Consider the following 18,059-nt stretch of genomic DNA (forward strand, 5'->3'; position numbering starts at 1 on the left):
CGACGCGGACGGCCTGCGAGGGGGGAAGTCACATGGCACGACTCGTACGGTGGGCGGCTCTGGGCGCGGCCGCGGCGCTCCTGGTGGGCGGCTGCAGCGGCGGCTCGTCGTCCGACGACGGCAAGAGCGGTGAGCGGTCGAGTCCGCCGCCCTCGTCCCCGTCCCGATCCTCCGGAACGACCGCCGCGCTGCCCTCCTCACTGACCGGGCAGAAGCTCGCCTGGGGCCGGTGCAAGGCCACCGCCGACTCCCCCGCGCCGGGCAACGACTGGCAGTGCGCGACGCTCAAGGCGCCCCTGGACTGGTCCAAGCCCGAGGGCGACACGATCGGGCTGGCACTCATCCGCGCCAAGGCGAACGGCGGCAAGCGCATCGGCTCGCTCCTGTTCAACTTCGGCGGCCCCGGCGGCTCGGGCGTGTCCATGATGCCCACGTACGCCTCCACGGTGTCCACGCTGCGCGAGCACTACGACCTGGTGAGCTGGGACCCGCGCGGGGTCGCCGGCAGCGAGGGCGTGCGCTGCCGCAGCGACAAGGCCATCCAGGCGGCCGAGGACGTGGACGCCACCCCCGACACCCCGGCCGAGGAGAAGGCGTACTTCCAGGACGCCGCGAACTTCGGCCAGGGCTGCGAGAAGGCCTCGGGCAAGCTGCTGGCGCACGTGTCGACGACGGACACCGCCCGCGACATGGACCTGATGCGCCAGGTCCTGGGCGACACGAAGATGCACTACTTCGGCATCTCGTACGGCACCGAACTCGGCGGCGTCTACGCCCACTTGTTCCCCAGGAACGTGGGACGGCTGATCCTCGACGCGGTCGTCGACCCGAGCGCCGACACCGTGGGCCAGGCGGAGAACCAGACCCGCGGCTTCCAGCGCGCCCTGGACGACTACCTCAAGTCGACCGGCCAGGACCCGAAGCAGGGCACGCAAAAGATCGCGGACCTGGTGAAGGGGCTCGACGCGAAGCCCCTGCCGACCAGCTCCGGGCGGAAGCTGACGCAGTCGCTCGCCCTCACCGGCATCGTCCTGCCGCTCTACAGCAAGGAGGGCTGGCCGACCCTGACCAGCGCCCTGAACGCGGCGGAGCAGGGCGACGGTTCCGAGCTGCTGGCACTCGCCGACGGCTACAACGAACGCGACGCCTCGGGCCACTACGCCACGACGACCCATTCGCAACGGGTCATATCGTGCCTGGACGACAAGCAGCGGCCGACCGCCGAGGAGACCAAGAAGCGGCTCGCGGCGTTCGAGAAGATCTCCCCCGTGTTCGGCGACTTCCTCGGCTGGGACACGGCCGGCTGGTGCCACAACTGGCCGGTGGCCGGGCAGTTCGACACTCCGGAGGTGAGCGCGTCCGGTGCGGCGCCCATCCTGGTGGTCGGCAACACCGGCGACCCGGCGACGCCGTACGAGGGCGCCCGGAAGATGGCCGACGAGCTGGGCAAGGGCGTTGGTGTGGAGCTCACCTGGAAGGGCGAGGGACACGGTGCGTACGGCAGCGGGAGCGACTGCGTCGACGCGACCGTGGACGCGTATCTGCTGAAGGGGGCCGTGCCGAAGGACGGCAAGGTCTGCGCCTCGTAGCGCGGGCAGCGGAAAGGGGCCCGGCACCCGTGGTGCCGAGCCCCTCCCCGAAAGTCATGCGCCTGGTGGACCGGTGCGGTCTAGTAGACCGGCTTGTCCGGCTCGATCTGGTTGACCCAGCCGATCACGCCGCCACCGACGTGCACGGCGTCGGAGAAGCCCGCGGACTTCAGGACCGCGAGGACTTCCGCACTGCGGACGCCCGTCTTGCAGTGCAGGACGATCTTCTTGTCCTGCGGGAGGCTCTCCAGGGCGGTGCCCATGAGGAACTCGTTCTTCGGGATCAGCTTGGCGCCCGGGATGTTGACGATCTCGTACTCGTTGATCTCGCGGACGTCGATGATCTCGATGTTCTCGCCGTCGTCGATCCACTCCTTGAGCTGCTTGGGAGTGATCGTCGAACCGGCCGCCGCCTCCTGGGCCTCCTCGGAGACGACGCCGCAGAAGGCCTCGTAGTCGATGAGCTCGGTGACGGTGGGGTTCTCGCCGCAGACCGCGCAGTTCGGGTCCTTGCGGACCTTGACCTGGCGGTACTGCATCTCCAGGGCGTCGTAGATCATCAGGCGGCCGACCAGCGGCTCGCCGATGCCCGCGAGGAGCTTGATGGCCTCGTTGACCTGGATGGAGCCGATGGACGCGCACAGCACGCCCAGGACGCCGCCCTCGGCGCAGGAGGGGACCATGCCCGGCGGCGGGGGCTCCGGGTAGAGGCAGCGGTAGCAGGGACCGTGCTCGGACCAGAAGACCGAGGCCTGGCCGTCGAAGCGGTAGATCGAGCCCCACACGTACGGCTTGTTCAGCAGCACGCAGGCGTCGTTGACCAGGTAGCGGGTCGCGAAGTTGTCCGTGCCGTCGACGATCAGGTCGTACTGGCTGAAGATGTCCATCACGTTGTCGGCCTCGAGCCGCTCCTCGTGAAGGACCACGTTCACGTACGGGTTGATGCCCTTGACGGAGTCACGGGCGGACTCCGCCTTGGAGCGGCCGATGTCGGACTGGCTGTGGATGATCTGGCGCTGCAGGTTCGACTCGTCGACCTCGTCGAACTCCACGATGCCGAGGGTGCCGACGCCCGCGGCGGCCAGGTACATCAGCGCCGGCGAGCCCAGGCCGCCGGCGCCCACACACAGCACCTTGGCGTTCTTCAGCCGCTTCTGCCCGTCCATCCCCACGTCGGGGATGATCAGGTGGCGGGAGTACCTGCGAACCTCGTCTACGGTGAGCTCGGCAGCCGGCTCGACCAGGGGTGGCAGCGACACGGGGACTCCGTTGGTCGGTCAATCATTACGGGACTTCTCCCTGCAACATTGCCACGGCCTTTTTCATTCCGAGACACCTGTTCCGATCCGCGAGACGATTTCGTCCCAGTAGCCGGGCATGGCCTCCCACGGGTCGCTGCGCCCGCCCTGGTCCGTGCGGTCGGTGAAGTAGATGGTCGCGGCGCCCTGCCAGCGGGCGATGCGCAGTGCCTCCTCCAGATGCGGCAGGGGCACTCCGTGGACGAAGTGGCAGAAGCGCTCCGGCGGATGCTCCGCCGTCCACTCCGCCACCTGCGACCAGCGGTAGTCGCTCCAGGGACCGCAGAAGGTGACCAGCTGGTCGGCGCACTCCAGGTAGCCGGGGTGCGGGTGGGTGCCGTGGCCGAGGACGATGTGAGCGTCTTCACAGAGCGCGCGGAGCGTGGTGACGGTGCGGCGGATCTCGGGGAGCGAGACGGCGTCGGTCGGACAGCGGTCCAGGAGGAAGCCGTCGACCTGGTACCAGTCGATGTGGCGCTGTGCGTCGGAGACCACCTCGCCGAAGGACTGCGCCCCGGACGCGCACTCGAGGTGGCCGAGGACCCGTACGCCCATGTTCCGCAGCCGTCCCGCCGCCTCCAGGCAGTGCGGGTCGGGGCGGGCGCCGGGGCCGTCGGCCACATTGAGCACGACCCAGTGCAAAGGGGTTCCGGGCCGCGTGAGTTCGCCCCACTCGGTGGGCGCGACCAGGGGGTGGGCGTAGCCGGGGATGCCGAACCCGGTGCGGACGTCGGTGCTCGCGGTTCCTTCTCTGGTGCTGGTCACATACGGCATGCCGCCTCCATCCAGATGTCGGCGAGGGACTCCTCGAGGTTGATCCTGGGCCGCCAGCCGAGCCGGTCGCGCGCGGTGCGCACGTCGGCCTGCTGCCAGCTGCCGCAGCCGTCCGGGTACGGGTACGCCATCGGAGCCACGTGGTCCGGGTCCGAGCGCTGGTGGCCGACGGTGGGCCGCAACGGTCCGGGCGGGCCGTCGAGTTCGTGGAGGGCGCCGCCGTATCCGGCGACGCGGGCGAGCACGGCGGCGGCGTCGCGCAGCCGGACGGCGCGGCCCGAGCCGATGTTGATGACGCCCTGCGCGGCGGAGAGCGAGGCGGCGTGCACGGCACGGGCCACGTCGCGTACGTCGACGAAGTCACGCTGGACACCGAGACCGCCGAGCTTGAGCTCGCCGTCGCCGGACTGCATGGCGCGGCGCATGGCCTCGGCGAGCCGGCCGAGTGGCGAGCCCGCGGGGGTGCCGGGACCGGCGGGCGAGAAGACCCGCAGGACGACCGCGTCCAGGCCGGAGCCGAGGACGAGTTCGGTGGCGGCGAGCTTGCTCACGCCGTACGGGCCGCCGGGGCGGGGAACGGCGTCCTCGGCCGTGGACGAGCCGGGCTGGCTGGGCCCGTACTCGGCGCTGCAGCCGATCTGCACCAGCCGGGCGTCGCAGCCGCTGCGGCGCAGGGCCTCGCAGACGGTGGCGACGGCGACGGTGTTGTGGCGGGTCAGGTCCCGGGCGCCGCCGCGGGTGGCGCCGGCGCAGTTGATGACGACACCGGGGTGGACCGCGTCGAGGAAGCGGGTGAGGGCGCCGGGGCTGCCGGACGCGAGGTCGAAGCGGACGTCGGCGTCGTCGCCGCGGCCGAGGGCGGTGAGCTGGACGGCCGGGTCGGCGAGCAGGCGGTCGGCGACGAAGCGGCCCAGGTAGCCGTTGGCTCCGATCAGCAGGACTCTCATCGGGCGGCTCCCGGGGCCGAGGCGTCGGATCGGGAGGTGATCATTTCGGGTTCTCCTTCGGAGGATGGGGAGCGTGGGCCTCGGGCGGCGGGTCCTGGCGCCTGCGGCGGGTTCGGGGCCGGTGGGATCCGGCGTGGGGGCGAGGCGTCCGGGCCCGCCGGGGACGGCCGCGGCGTCAGCACGGCCAGTCCGCGGGCGCGTGGGCGGAGGCCCGGGTGAGGGTGCGGGCCGCGTGGATCAGCAGGGTCAGGGCGGCCGCCCCGCAGACGAGGGCCGGGACGCTGCCGGCGCCCCAGGCGTCGACGGCGGTCTCCACCGGGATGGCGAGGAAGCCGCACCCGGGCAGACGGGCCGCGAAGACCATGGCCAGGGCGGTCCCCTCGGCGGCCGCCGTGGCCGTGACGACGAACGCCGGGGCGTGGAGGAAGCCGTGCACGGTGAGGAGGCGGGCGAGGAACAGCAGGGCGCCCAGGGTGACGGTCTGGGCGTAGGCCGGGCTCTCGCCCAGGACCGCGCCGCACAGGGCGGACAGAGCCGTGAGGGAGGACAGGAACAGGGCGAACGTGCCGAGCAGCAGAGGGCGCGCGGAGGCGGTGAACTCCTCCAGGCCGCGGCTGGTACCGAGTCTGCGGCGGGTGCAGACGGCGAGGAGATGGGCGCACCAGGCGGCGGGGGCACAGGCCAGGGCGAGCGCCAGGACGGGGGCGGCGGCGAGGGGCCAGGGGCCGTCGCCGCCGGTGGCGGGCGGGCCGTCGGGGCCTCCGGCGACGGCCACGCGCAGGAGGCCGTCGCCGAGGACGGCGTAGGCGACGAGCCAGCACGTCCACATCCGGCCGCCGGGGGTGCGGTGGGCGGACGCCACGGGAGTGCGGTCCGTGGGGCCGAGAGGGCCGCGCGCGAGGGCCGCGCGCAGGGCCAGGGCGACGGCGAGGACGCCCGCGGCGGCCGCGAACGTGCGGGCCTGTCCGTGGGTGAGGTACAGGGCGGCCACGGTCCCCGCGCACAGGACCCCGGGCAGCAGGGTGAGCACGATCCAGGCGGGCCGCATCCGTGGGGCCGCGAGCGCCGTGGAGGGCGGTGCCGTCTCCCCGTCGCGGGCGGCGCGCGCGTACATCTCCTCCGCGAGGGAGAACACGTCGCGGTGGCGGAAGCGGGTCGCGGTCCGGTCGCTGATGCCGTGGGCCTCCAGGCCCGCCGCGATCTCCAGGGGGTCCACGGCCCCTTCGCACAAGTCGCGGTGACGGTGCATCAGCGTCTTCACCGGGTCGGCGGCGGTGCGCCGGAGCTTCGGCAGCCGGCCGGAGGACTGCGGACCGGCGGCGCCGTCCGGTGCCTCCGTCTCCCCCGCGGCCCACTCCTGCGACCGCTCGTCCCACGCCTCCGCGCTGCCCGGCACGCCCGGCCTGTCGAGTTCGCCCAGCCCGCTCATCGCGCCCCCTCCGGGGCCGGTGCCGCGGATCCGGCGCGCACGGGGGCGTCCGTCGCCCAGCCGGGGCCGCCACGGGCCACCACGCGCGCGGCCGGGTCGGTCCAGCGGCCCAGGACATGGGCCTCGGCCGGGGCGGCGAAGGGCAGCGGCTCCCCGGTGTCGCCGAGGACGACCCGGCGCACCGGGGTGTGCGAGACGATCTCCAGGTAAATGCCGTGAAATGCCGTGGTGTTCTGCTCCACGGTGAACAGTTCGAGCGCACGCGCGCGGGCGGCGGCCCCCAGGCGCTCCCGGCGCTCGGGGTCGCGCAGCAGCGCCAGACAGGCCTCGGCGAGCGCCCGGGGGTTGCGCGGGGGTACGACGAGCCCCGTGCCGCCGATGACCTCCACCACCGCGCCGACGTCCGTGGACACCGTGGCGCGGCCGCAGAACATGGCTTCGACCAGGCTGATCGGGAAGCCCTCGACGACGCTGGAGAGCACGGTCACGCTGCCGGCGGCGTACGCCTCGGCGAGGGTCGGCAGCTCGGGGCCGCCGATCTCCTCGAAGGAGACGGGGTTGTCGCCGACGGAGTGCAGCCCCTCGGCCTCGTCGGGGAAGAGCTGCGCGGCCAGCGCCCGGCAGTGCCCGAGGTATGCCTCGCCCTCGGGGCCGGCCGGTGCGCCGACGATCCGCAACCGCGCCTTGGGCTCCTCCTTGCGGACCTCGGCGAAGGCGTGCAGCAGTGAGACCAGGTCCTTGGCGGGCTCGACCCGGCCCACCCAGACCAGCGCGTCGGGGTCGGCGCTCTCGGCGGACTCGCCCACCTCGGCGAAGCGGGCGGCGTCCATGCCGGGGTAGACGGTGCGGACCTTGGCGCGGTCGGCGCCGCAGCGTTCCTGCCAGCGGCGGGCGTGTGCGTTGCCGGGCGTGATGACCGCGGCGCGGTCGTAGATCTCGGTGGCGAGCCTGCCGTGGAAGGCGGCGAGCAGGGCGCGCACGGCGGGCGGCGCGTCCGTGGCGGCGAGGTAGTGCGTGCGCAGCCGCACGCCGTACTCGGTCACCAGCAGGGGGACGCCGTGGAAGTGGCGGGCGAGCAGCCCGGGGAGGGCGGCGGGGCCGCCGGACGTCGCGTGGCACAGGTCGACCGAGCCGAGTCCGTCGTCCTCGTACCAGTCCAGCGACAGGGGGCGCAGGGCGTGTTCGAGGTGCGCCGCGACGGCGAGCAGGTCCGGTACGCGCGCCTCACGCGTCGCCCGCAGAGCGCCGGGTGCGCGGCAGGCACGTTCCAGGGCGCGTACGGCGGTCTCGGAGCGGAGCGCTCCCACCAGACCGCCGTCCTCGCGGGCGAGTTCGGCCAGTCCGTACAGCGCGTTGCCGAAACGGTCCGCCTCGGCGGTCGGGGACTCCTCGCCGCACGCCCCGGCGGGGTCGCCGGCGTTCCCCGCGCACAGCGCGGCCGCCAGCTCGCCGTAGGACTCGGCGAACCGCCGGCGCGCCCGTCGCCCGTACCCGGCGCCGTCGTCCTCGGCCGTCCACATCGGCGCCGTGCGCACCCGTGCGACCTGCGGCGGCAGCGGGATCCAGCCCTCGGCCTCCTGCCGCTCGGTGCGGCTGAGCGCGTAGATGTCGAACTCGTGCTGCCCGAGCCCGCGCACGAGCCGGTCGCACCAGAGCCTGGCGTCACCGCTCACATACGGATAGCCACCCTCCGTAAGCAGTCCGATGCGCACGAGCGCACCCCCGATCTCCCGTATGGAGAGCCGCCGTTGACCCGGCGGCTCGCAGCGGGAAGAACGTATGCGGACAAGGAGGTGGTGCGACGGACGGTTGTCCATCGCACCACCAAAAGGGGTGAACGCTCGTAACTTTCGTGTGCGGTTCGCGTTCGATCGCGCTAAGAGATCATGCAGTCACGTTCCGTCAGGCAGGGGCCGGTTCCCGGCGTGCCGCCCTGCGGCTCGCGGCGACCTGCGGGTCGAGTGCCGGTACGGCGGCCAGGAGCGCCTTGGTGTACGGGTCCCGCGGGTTGTCGTACACCTCGTCGGCGGGGCCGGACTCCACGATCCGGCCGCGGCGCATCACGGCGACCCGGTCGCTGACCTGACGGACGACGGCGAGGTCGTGCGCCACGAAGACGAGCGCCAGGCCGAGTTCGCGCTGGAGTTCGCCGAGCAGCGCCACCACCTGGGCCTGCGTGGTCACGTCCAGCGCCGAGACGGGCTCGTCGCAGACGATGACGCGCGGATCGGCCGCGAGCGCCCGGGCGATGCCCACGCGCTGGCGCTGTCCGCCGCTGAACTCGTGCGGGTAGCGGTCGTAGTGCGCCCCTTCGAGCCCCACGCGCTCCAGCAGTTCCGTCACGCGCTCCCGGATGCGCCGCTCGTCCCTCCCCCGCATGCCGCGGGCGCGGAGCGGGTCGGCTATCGACTCGCCCACGCTGCGGCGGGGGTTGAGGGAGGAGACGGGGTCCTGGAAGACCATCTGGACGGCCGGACGCACGCCCACGCGCGCGTGCCCGTCGTGAAGGACCTCCCCCGACGTCGGCTCCAGCAGCCCGACCAGCATCCGGCCGAGCGTCGTCTTGCCGCTGCCGCTCTCGCCGACGACACCGAGGGTCTCGCCGCGGTGGACCGTCAGCGACACGTCGTCCACGGCCGCGAACCGCTGCTTGCCGCGCCCGAACTCACGGCGCAGCCCCTTCGCCTCCAGCACGGCCTCGCCGGGCGCCTGCGAGGGGGCGCGCGGCGCGTCCACCCGCGGGACGGCGCCCAGGAGTTCGCGTGTGTACGGCTCGGCGGGCGATGCCAGCACGGTGCCGACCGGCCCGTGTTCCACCACGCGCCCGTGCCGCATGACCAGCACCTCGCCGGCGCTCTCGGCGGCCACGCCCACGTCGTGCGTGACGAGCAGCAGCCCCATGCCGGTCTCCTCGCGCAGCGTGTGCAGCAGGTCGAGGATCTGGGCCTGGACGGTGACGTCGAGCGCGGTGGTCGGCTCGTCGGCGATCAGCAGCTCGGGCTCGCAGGCGAGCGCCATCGCGATGAGCGCGCGCTGGCGCATGCCGCCGCTGAACTCGTGCGGGCGGGAGCGCGAGCGCCGCCGCGCGTCCGGGATCCCCACCCGGTCGAGCACCTCCACGGCACGCGCACGTGCCGCTCGCCGTGACGCACGCGTGTGCACGCGGTACACCTCGGCGATCTGGTCGCCGATCGCGTAGTACGGGTCGAGAGAGGACAGCGGGTCCTGGAAGACCATGGCGGCCCTCCCACCGCGCAGCCGCCGCAGCTCCTCGTCGGACGCCTGCCGTACGTCGGTGCCGGCGACCTCGATCGCCCCGCCGACCCGCGCGCCCGTGCCGCGGTGCAGCCCCAGGAGGGCCGAGGCGACCGTGGACTTGCCGGAGCCGGACTCGCCGACCAGGGCCAGGGCGCCGCCCCGCGCCAGCGCGAACGACAGGCCGTCGACGGCCCTCAGATCGCCGAACTCGACGGTCAGATCGGTGACTTGGACCAGATCGGTGGCCGAGGCGAGATCGGGGACCGCATCGGGGACCGGGACGAGGCTCATGTCAGTACCACCCGTCGGTCGGCCACCGCGTACAGCACGTCCGCGACGGCGTTGGCAAGGACCACGAAGAAGCCGATCACCAGGACCATGCCGACGACGACGGGCAGGTCGACCACGTTGACCGCGTGGACCAGTTCCTGGCCGATGCCGGGGAGGCCGAAGAGGGTCTCGGTGAGGACGGCGCCGCCGATCGCCGAGCCGACGTTGTTGGCGTTCAGCGCGATCACAGGGGCAAGGGCGCCGCGCAGCGCGTGCCGTCCCACGATCGTCCGCTCGGCGACGCCGTAGGCCCGGAAGGTGCGGATGTGGTCCTCGGCCAGCGTCTCCAGCATCGACGCCCTGGTCAGCCGGGCGAACGCGGCGGCCTCGATGAGGGCGAGCGAGAGCCAGGGCAGCAGGAGGTTCCACGCCCACTGCTCGGGGTCGTCGGTGAACTTCACGTACTGCGGGAAGGGCAGCAGCTGCAGTTCGCCGCAGACGACGATCATCAGCACCAGGCCGATGACGAAGACCGGGGTGGCCCAGCCCGCGAGGGTGAGGGCGGTCAGCACCCGCTCGGTGAACCGGCCGCGCCGCCAGGCGGAGAGCACACCGGTGCCGACGCCGAGGACCAGCCACAGGACCATCGCGCCGAGCACGAGCGAGAGGCTCACCGGGAGCTTGGTCAGGATGATGTCCATGACCTGCCGGTCGCTCTGGTACGACAGCCCGAGGCAGGGGGCGGGGCAGTGCTCCACCGAGGTGCCGGTGGAGTAGTCCTGGCCGGCGAACAGGCCCTCCAGGAAGTGCCAGTAGCGCACGTACAGCGGGTCGTCGAGCCTCAGTTGCTGCGCCACCTGGTGCACCTGCTCCGGGGAGCAGCGCGGGCCGCAGGTGATCTGGGCGACGTTGCCGGGGGTGGCGTAGAAGACGACGTAGACGAGGACGGAGATGGCGAGCAGGGTCACGACGGTGCCGAGGGAGCGCCGGACCAGGAAGCCGCCGAAGCCGCTCATGCGGACCCCTCCTTCACGCCCGCCTCGACGGCCGGCTCGCCCGTCCCGGCGGCCGGCCCGCCCGTCCCGGCGGCCTGCTCGCCCGCCCTGTCCTCGCGCTTGCGGCCCGTTCCGACGCTCAGCCGGGAGGCCGCGCGCGGGTCGAGGGCGGTGCGGACGCCGTCGCCGAGGACGGTCAGCGCGAGCACGGTGACGAACAGCGCGCCCGCCGGGAGCAGCAGGTACTGCGGGGCCGCCTGGTACCAGACGTCGGCCGCGGTCAGCATCTGTCCCCAGGACGGCGTCGGCGGCTTCACGCCGACACCGAGGAACGACAGGGCGGCCTCGACGCTGATGTTGACCGGCATGAGGATCGCGGCGTACGTGATGACCGGCGCGGCGAGCCCGGGCAGCAGCTCCCTGCGAGCGATGCGCCAGGTGCCCCAGCCGCTGAGCCGGGCGGCGGAGACGTAGTCGAGCCCCTTCAGGGTGAGCGTCTGGGCCCGCACGATCTTCGCGATGTTGCCCCAGGCGATGAACCCGATGACCAGCGTGACCAGGACGGGGCGCGGGAAGCTCGACGGGACGATCGCGAGCAGCGCCAACGACATGATCATCAAAGGCATGGCCACGAAGATGTCCGTGATCCGGCTCAACAGTTGATCAATCCATCCGGCGCCGATCGCGGAGGCGATCCCGATGACCACGCCCAGGAGGACCTGGATCACGGTGGCCGCCAGCGCGACGCCGAGGGAGACCCGCGCCCCGTAGACGAGACGGGCGAACAGGTCGCGCCCGGTCTGCGGTTCGACGCCCAGCCAGTGGTCCGCGCCGATGCCCCCGAAGGAGCCGATCGGCACGCCCCCGCGCGCGGAGTCGACGAGCGAGGGGTGGTACGTGGTCGGGTCCTGGCCCTCCAGGGCGGTGAGCAGGGGCGCGGCGAGCGCGACCAGGACGAGCAGCGCGACGAGGGACGCCGCGACGAGGGCGGCGCGCTGCGTGCGCAGCCGCCGCCAGAACTGAACGGCCCCCGAGGCCCCCGAGGCGGACACCTCGGGGACCTGGGTGGCGACAAGTGCCTCGCTCACGGCGCTACTTCACCGCGACCTGCGAGATGTCCAGCACACCGGTCCAGTCGCTGATCACGACGTTCTTGATGTCGCTGCCGACCAGGCGCTTGTAGACGGGGTGGAACAGCGGCACGGTCAGGGCCTGCTCACCGATCTTCTTGTCCAGTGCACCCCACCTCTTGGCGGCCGCGTCAAGATCGGTCAACTTGTTGATCGCGTCAATCTCGTCATTGACCGACTTGTCGTTCAGCAGGCCGTTGTTGAAGTTCGCGCCGTCCTTGACGATCTGCCGGCCGTCGAAGATCGGGGCGAGGAAGGGGCCGCCGGAGGGCCAGTCGGCACCCCAGTGGGCGAGGAAGAAGCCGGGCTCGGTCTTCACGCCGTGGATCTTGTCCCGGTAGTCGTTGTCCTCCAGGCCCTGCAGCTTGACCGTGATGCCGGCCTTCTTGAGCGCGTCCTGGATCGCGGTCGCGATCTCCGGGCTGGTCTCGAAGTCCTTCGCGTTGGAGTGGGTCAGCGTGACGGTGAGGCCGTTCTTGTAGCCCGCCTGGGCCAGCAGTTCCTTGGCCTTGGCGGCGTTGCCCGTGCCCCCCGCCGGGAAGAGGTCGTAGGGCGTGTAGCCGAAGGACTTCTGGTTCGGCAGGAAGGTGGTGGCCTGCTCGGCCAGCGCGGAACCGCCCGCCGCGTTGACCACGGACGACCGGTCGATGGCGTACGAGATCGCCTGGCGCACCTTGACGTTGTCGAACGGCTTGACCGTCGGGTTGAACGCTATGTAGTTCGTGTAGCCGAAGTGGCCCGTGCCCACGCGCGCGGCCAGCTCCTTGTCGCCGGTCACCTTGGCGAGCTCGGCCGGGCCGAGGTTGGTGTCCGTCGTGACGGCGGTCGCGTCCGCGCCCTGGGACGCGGACAGCCGCTGGTTGATCACCGAGGAGTCCAGCCCGGACCGTACGTCGACCTTGTCCGGGTAGGCCTTGCGCTCGGCGTCCGTGGCGGCCGACCAGTAGGTGTTCCGCTCCAGGACCAGGTGCTCACCGTCGTTCTCGTTCTTGACGACCTTGTACGGGCCGGACGAGACCGGGTGCTCCTCGTACTTGGTGCCCGTGTCCTTGCCCTTCGGGACGGGCGTGAACTGCGTCTGCGTGGCCAGGTACGGGAACTCGCCCTCGGGCTTGTTCAGATGGAAGACGATGGTCCGGCTGTCCGGCGTCGCGATCGCCGACAGGCCCTTCTTGTCCTTGTACGGCCCCTGGTAGTCGGCCGCGCCGACCAGCCAGTCCCTCAGGTAGGGGGCGCCGCCGGACAGTTCGGCGGCGAAGGAGCGCTCGATGCCGTACTTGATGTCGGCGGACGTGATCGGGGTGCCGTCCTCGTACTTGAGGCCCTTCTTCAGGGTGTACGTCCACACGGTCGCGTCCTTGTTGGGACGACCGGTGTCGGTGGCGAGGTCCGGGACGACCTTGGCGCCGGCCGCGCCGTTCTCACGGTTGCGGGTGGTGAGCGTACGGAAGACGAGGGACGGGACGTTGCCGCCGCCCGAGGTGTACAGACGCGCGGGGTCGAAGTCCGTCTGGGCCTCGGAGTTGAGGACCGTGAGGGTGCCGCCCTTGTGGGGCGTGGAGTCGCCGCCGGCGCCCTTGGCATCGTTGTCCTTCGGCCCGCAGGCGGCGGCGCCCGCTGCCAGGACCAGGCCTACGGATGCCGCGGCCACGCGGCGCGCTGTGACGGACGGTTGGCGCATCGGAATGACGACCTCTCGAATGATGAGACGGAATGACGAGGAGTGAGACAGAAGTGGGCAGACGTCTGCCCGGGCGTCAGGTCGTCGAAAGCGGCTGCCGGACCGCAGCGCGGGGCTGTGTCAGGGCAGGAGAAGGAGATCGCGACGCGAACGCCCGGGGGCGGGCGTCAGCGACAGTGGATGTCGGCCACGCAGAGCGCGGTCACGCCGATGAGCGCCAGCTCGATGGCTGCGCGTGCGGAGGCGTGATCGGTCGACATGCCCAGAAATATGAATCAACTTTCTGCGCATGTCAACGTGACGTCGGAGGCACCCGTCAACTCCTGGGATACGGCCAGGGGTTGGGCAGGCAGTGGATCCCGTCGTGGTCGAGGAACTTGGTCTGCTGCTGCATCACCGGGGCGAGCTGGCCGTTCTTGGTGCAGGTCACATGGCCGTGGCCGAGGCGGTGGCCGACCTCGTGGTTGATCAGCATCTGCCGGTAGGCGTGAATTTGATCACCGTAGGTCTTGGACCCCTGGGCCCACCGGTACGCGTTGATCATGACCCGCTCGGTGGAGGCCGAGTCGCAGGAGACGTTGTCCTCGGTGGTGTCGAGGCCGGACTTGGCGCACCAGGTGGCGGTGGTCCCCGGGCTGGCGAGGGTGATCACGAAGTCGGGCTTGCCGGAGTCGACGCGCTCGAAGGTGCGGGCGCCGTCGTGGGCCCAGCTCCGGTCGTCGTTGAGCGTCGTCTGCACGGCCTGGGCGAAGAGCTCGCCGTCGAGCCCGAGCCCCTGCTCCACGTCCACCCGGTAGGTGTACTTCTGGCCCTTGCCGGGCGCCTTCGCACTCCCGGGGACGGCGGCGAACTTCCCCGACCCCTTGAGCGTGGCGCCGAGCGGGTACTTCTTACCCATCGCCTGCGCGTACGTCAGCGTCGCCACGCTCGGCGAGGAGGACGGCGACGCGCCCGGGTCACGGGCGTCCCGCGCCTGGCCGGTGGCCGACTGCGTCCCGATGCCGCTGTCGTCGTGGCCGTTCGCGACCTGGCCGGCGACGACGACGGCCAGCACGGTGGTGACGGCGGCGGCCGCGATGCCGGTGAACGTCCGCCCCTTGCCGCCCCTGGTCTGAGCCGGCACACCGGTCGGCGGCGCGTCCTCGTCGCCCTCGGAGGGGACGCCGACGACCGGGCCGTGGTCCCAGTCGGTGACGGAGGCGTACGGGTCCGGGGCGTACGCGGACTCGCCGCCGCGAGGGGTGAAGACGTCGTCGTCCTCGTCGAAGGCGTCGACGTACTCCTGCCGCGGCCCACCGGGCGGCGCCTTGCGCTGCCGCGGAATGGCGGCACCGGTCCGGGCCCCGGCCCCGGGTTGCCTCAACTCGCCCCAGCCACCGCCGGCTTCCCGCTGCTCGGGGTGACCGCCGCGGACCTGGGGGGTGCCGTGGGCGGGCATGCCACCCCCGGCCCGGGGCACACCGTGCGCGGGCGTGCCGTCGGGAAAACGCGGCATCCCACGCGCGGGTGTCCCGTCAGGGAAACGCTGCGTCCCGCGCGCGGGCGTGCCGTCGGAAAACTGCGGCATCCCACGCGCCGGCGTGCCATCAGGCAAACGCGGCACCCCACGGGCAGGCGTCCCGTCAGGGAAACGCTGCGTCCCACGCGCGGGCGTGCCGTCGGAAAACTGCGGCACCCCACGCGCCGGCGTGCCATCAGGCAAACGCGCCACCCCACGGGCAGGCGTCCCGTCAGGCAGACGCGGCATTCCATGCGCGGGCGTGCCGTCAGGGAGACGCGGCACCCCGCGCGCGGGCGTCCCGTCCGGTCTTCCCGGCGTTCCGCGGCCCGCGCCCCTGCCGTCGTGACCCGCGTCCCTGGCCTCGCCCTTCGCGGTGTCGGTCCCGCGGCGGCTGTGACGTCCCACGTCGCCCCTCAGCTCTCCGCGCCCTGGGCGGCGGTCCCGCCCTCGTCGGCCGGCTCGACGGACCGAGGGCCGCCGGGCCGCAGGCCGGCCGCCCTCAGGCCACCGGCCAACTCTCCACGTTCGGCGAGGAGTTCGCAGAACGCACGAGCCACCGTACCGGGATACTCCATCATCGCCACATGCCCCGCCTCCGGCAGGGTGAGCAGACGCGAGTCGCGGAAGGCGCGGGCCGCCTTCCGGGCCATGCGGAAGCCGACGAGCTGGTCCCGGCCGCCGTAGACGAGGAGGGTCGGGGCGAGGACGCGCTCCGCCTGGCGCCACAGGCCGTGCTGGCCGCCCAGGGTGTAGGCGTTGACGATGCCGCGCGCGGAACGCGTCATCGCGTCCCAGAGGTACGGCAGTTGCATCCGCCGCTCCATCTCCTCCACGGCGTTGCGGAACCCTTCGGGGGAGACCCGTCCGGGGTCGCCGTAGCAGAGCGCCAGCACGCCGCGGACGCGCTCCTCAGCGGTCCATCCGACGGTGTACCGGGTGAAGAGGCCGGCCACTCCCGGCAGCGCCAGCAGCGCGGTCGGCACCGCGCTGCGCTGGACGAGGAGCTCCGGCAACGCCGGCGACACCAGCGTCAGCGTGCGCACGAGGTCGGGCCGCAGGGCCGCGACGCGCGTGGTGACGGCGCCGCCGAGCGAGTTGCCGAGCAGATGCACCGGCCCGCGCCCGGAGGCGTCGAGAAAACGGATCACCGCGCGCGCGTGCCCGGTGATCGAGTAGTCGCCGTCGTCCGGCGGCGGCGAGTCGCCGAAGCCCGGCAGGTCGACGGCCTCACCGTCGACGACGCCCTCGAGCTCCTGCATCAGCGCCGACCAGTTCAGCGAGGAGCCGCCGAGCCCGTGGACGTAGAGCGCGGGCGGCAGTCCCTCGCGCACCGGTGGTCTCGACCGCACCGTCAGCGTGATTCCCGGCAGCCCGACCGACCTGAGCCGCTCGCCCTCCGCAACCCTGACGGGTGTCACCTTCGGGAGCATGGTGGTCGCCGGAACGGACGGCAGCTCGGTCGAAGACATGCGGCAATGTTACGAGACGATCACGTAGTGGCTCATGTGTTCGCCGTCACAGATTGCATGCGCACCGCATAGCATCCGGATCCGGTGTCTCCTAGGCTCGTATCGAGGGCACCCGCTGTGGCACCTGCTTCTCTCAGGCACGTTCGTAGGAAGGGAGCCCGCATCATGGCCGTAGACCCCACCGACCCCGAGACGTTCGAGGCCGACGGCGCACAGGAACCCCGGGAGATCGACGTCGAGGCTCCCGTGGACGACGCGGCGGAGCAGTCCGCCGACCTTGGCGCGGACCACGACGACCCTCTCGAGGACGTGGACCCGGCCACCGCGAACGAGGCCGACGTCGTCGAGCAGCGCCGCGTCGTCTCCCTCGACGAGGACGACTACCGCTGACGCGGACGACCACCGCCCGACGAGGACGACCGCAGGACGACCACCCCTGACGAGGGCGCCCGCCGCCGACGGGGGCGCACGGATGCACCAGAGGGTGCCGCTGAGCTGGAACGAGGCGATTCACTGCCCGCTTCGGTCCGGTTTGAAACGACCTGCATGGCTTTCGTCACCGTCCGGTCCGTGAAATTCTGCGCTCGCACCGCGCACACCCGGGTTACCGAAAAGTACGATGGCGGCGCGGCGCACACCGCATGTGGACGAAATTGGGAGGCGGCGTGACAGCCATCGAGCAGACAGAGGCGGCACGCCCGCGGGGCACGCGCCTGCCGCGACGTGCCCGACGGAATCAGCTGCTGGGTGCCGCCCAGGAAGTCTTCGTGGCGCAGGGTTACCACGCGGCCGCCATGGACGACATCGCCGAGCGCGCCGGCGTCAGCAAGCCGGTGCTCTACCAGCACTTCCCGGGCAAGCTCGACCTCTACCTCGCACTGCTGGACCAGCACTGCGAGTCACTGATCGGGGCGGTGCGCAGCGCGCTCGCGTCGACGACCGACAACAAGCAGCGCGTCCGCGCGACGATGGACGCCTACTTCGCGTACGTCGAGGACGACGGCGGCGCCTTCCGCCTGGTCTTCGAGTCGGACCTGACGAACGAGCCCGCGGTGCGCGAGCGCGTCGACAAGGTCACGAACGAGTGCGCCGAGGCGATCTGCGACGTCATCGCCGAGGACACCGGCCTGTCGCGCGCGGAGTCGATGCTGCTGGCCTCCGGACTCGGCGGCCTCGCCCAGGTGGTGGCGCGCTCCTGGCTGCACAGCGACCGCAGCGTGCCGCGCGACCAGGCGGTACAGCTGCTGACCTCACTGGCCTGGCGCGGTATCGCGGGATTCCCGCTGCACGGCAGCGAACAGCACCACTGACGGCTCGTACGGCCACTTGTTCCCGTCCCGTGTTCGCTCTTGGCGTTCCGGGGCGGAGCGTGCACGTCCCCTCACCGGGCTAATGTGTGCTGGGTACGGCGCGTAAAGGTCGCGCACTTCACTGACCGTCGGAGGGACATAGCCGTGGAGGTCAAGATCGGCGTGCAGCACGCGCCCCGCGAGATCGTTCTGGAGAGCGGTCAGAGCGCCGAGGAGGTCGAGCGCATCGTGGCCGACGCGCTGGCCGGCAAGGCGCAGCTGCTGACCCTCGTGGACGAACACGGCCGCAAGGTCCTCGTCCCGGCGGAGCGCCTCGCCTACGTCGAACTCGGCGAGCCCGAGCGCCGCCATCCGCATGTCTCTTCTCTACATCCGACGCTGCACACGCATAGCAAGGTGTAGACCTCG

The 18,059-nt window shown here is 72.1% G+C and carries 16 protein-coding genes; 4 read left to right on the forward strand and 12 right to left on the reverse strand.

Going from position 1 to position 18,059, the window contains the following annotated elements; all coding sequences use genetic code 11:
- The first annotated feature begins 32 nt into the window (after positions 1-32).
- The gene (locus tag ACFU97_RS04055; RefSeq protein WP_384250536.1) at positions 33-1,589 is read left to right on the forward strand and encodes an alpha/beta hydrolase; all 1,557 of its coding nucleotides are present in this window, start codon (positions 33-35) and stop codon (positions 1,587-1,589) included.
- 80 nt (positions 1,590-1,669) lie between these two features.
- On the opposite strand, the gene moeZ is transcribed toward ACFU97_RS04055, so the two are convergent.
- The 12 genes from moeZ to ACFU97_RS04115 form a co-directional block, all read right to left on the reverse strand.
- The gene (gene moeZ / locus ACFU97_RS04060; protein ID WP_384250538.1) at positions 1,670-2,848 is read right to left on the reverse strand and encodes an adenylyltransferase/sulfurtransferase MoeZ; all 1,179 of its coding nucleotides are present in this window, start codon (positions 2,846-2,848) and stop codon (positions 1,670-1,672) included.
- 63 nt (positions 2,849-2,911) lie between these two features.
- Positions 2,912-3,661, reverse strand: a complete 750-nt coding sequence (locus ACFU97_RS04065) for a spherulation-specific family 4 protein (RefSeq protein WP_384250541.1) — start codon at positions 3,659-3,661, stop codon at positions 2,912-2,914.
- Positions 3,649-4,608, reverse strand: coding sequence for an NAD-dependent epimerase/dehydratase family protein (locus ACFU97_RS04070; RefSeq protein ID WP_384250544.1), 960 nt, complete (start codon positions 4,606-4,608; stop codon positions 3,649-3,651). Before ACFU97_RS04070 ends, ACFU97_RS04065 begins: the two co-directional genes overlap by 13 nt.
- 175 nt (positions 4,609-4,783) lie before the next feature.
- Complete coding sequence (locus ACFU97_RS04075) at positions 4,784-6,037, reverse strand: hypothetical protein (RefSeq protein ID WP_384250545.1); 1,254 nt, start codon at positions 6,035-6,037, stop codon at positions 4,784-4,786.
- A complete protein-coding gene (locus tag ACFU97_RS04080; protein ID WP_384250547.1) occupies positions 6,034-7,749 on the reverse strand; it encodes a DUF3492 domain-containing protein in 1,716 nt (571 codons plus the stop codon). Before ACFU97_RS04080 ends, ACFU97_RS04075 begins: the two co-directional genes overlap by 4 nt.
- A gap of 190 nt (positions 7,750-7,939) precedes the next feature.
- A complete protein-coding gene (locus ACFU97_RS04085; protein ID WP_384250549.1) occupies positions 7,940-9,586 on the reverse strand; it encodes a dipeptide ABC transporter ATP-binding protein in 1,647 nt (548 codons plus the stop codon).
- Complete coding sequence (locus ACFU97_RS04090) at positions 9,583-10,581, reverse strand: ABC transporter permease (RefSeq protein WP_384250552.1); 999 nt, start codon at positions 10,579-10,581, stop codon at positions 9,583-9,585. The genes ACFU97_RS04085 and ACFU97_RS04090 overlap by 4 nt, the downstream gene beginning before the upstream one ends.
- A complete protein-coding gene (locus ACFU97_RS04095; RefSeq protein WP_384250555.1) occupies positions 10,578-11,648 on the reverse strand; it encodes an ABC transporter permease in 1,071 nt (356 codons plus the stop codon). Before ACFU97_RS04095 ends, ACFU97_RS04090 begins: the two co-directional genes overlap by 4 nt.
- Before the next feature lie 4 nt (positions 11,649-11,652).
- Positions 11,653-13,371 (reverse strand): ABC transporter substrate-binding protein, encoded by a 1,719-nt coding sequence (locus ACFU97_RS04100; RefSeq protein ID WP_384250557.1) that lies wholly within the window; start codon positions 13,369-13,371, stop codon positions 11,653-11,655.
- A gap of 167 nt (positions 13,372-13,538) precedes the next feature.
- Positions 13,539-13,631, reverse strand: a complete 93-nt coding sequence (locus tag ACFU97_RS04105) for an Ms4533A family Cys-rich leader peptide (protein ID WP_384250559.1) — start codon at positions 13,629-13,631, stop codon at positions 13,539-13,541.
- A gap of 56 nt (positions 13,632-13,687) precedes the next feature.
- A complete protein-coding gene (locus ACFU97_RS04110; protein WP_384250561.1) occupies positions 13,688-15,277 on the reverse strand; it encodes a DUF3152 domain-containing protein in 1,590 nt (529 codons plus the stop codon).
- Positions 15,278-15,285: 8 nt separating this feature from the next.
- Entirely contained in the window at positions 15,286-16,341 is a 1,056-nt protein-coding gene (locus ACFU97_RS04115; RefSeq protein ID WP_384250563.1) for an alpha/beta fold hydrolase, read from the reverse strand.
- 165 nt (positions 16,342-16,506) lie between these two features.
- Here ACFU97_RS04115 and ACFU97_RS04120 point away from each other — a divergent pair, with 165 nt between their 5' ends.
- From ACFU97_RS04120 to ACFU97_RS04130, 3 genes are all read left to right on the forward strand, one after another.
- The gene (locus ACFU97_RS04120) at positions 16,507-16,731 is read left to right on the forward strand and encodes a hypothetical protein (protein WP_384250566.1); all 225 of its coding nucleotides are present in this window, start codon (positions 16,507-16,509) and stop codon (positions 16,729-16,731) included.
- Positions 16,732-17,006: 275 nt separating this feature from the next.
- Complete coding sequence (locus ACFU97_RS04125; protein WP_384250569.1) at positions 17,007-17,651, forward strand: TetR/AcrR family transcriptional regulator; 645 nt, start codon at positions 17,007-17,009, stop codon at positions 17,649-17,651.
- Positions 17,652-17,795: 144 nt separating this feature from the next.
- Complete coding sequence (locus ACFU97_RS04130) at positions 17,796-18,053, forward strand: DUF3107 domain-containing protein (protein ID WP_384250572.1); 258 nt, start codon at positions 17,796-17,798, stop codon at positions 18,051-18,053.
- Positions 18,054-18,059: the final 6 nt, after the last annotated feature.

It is taken from the genome of Streptomyces sp. NPDC057616 (assembly GCF_042800575.1).
Classification (GTDB): domain Bacteria; phylum Actinomycetota; class Actinomycetes; order Streptomycetales; family Streptomycetaceae; genus Streptomyces.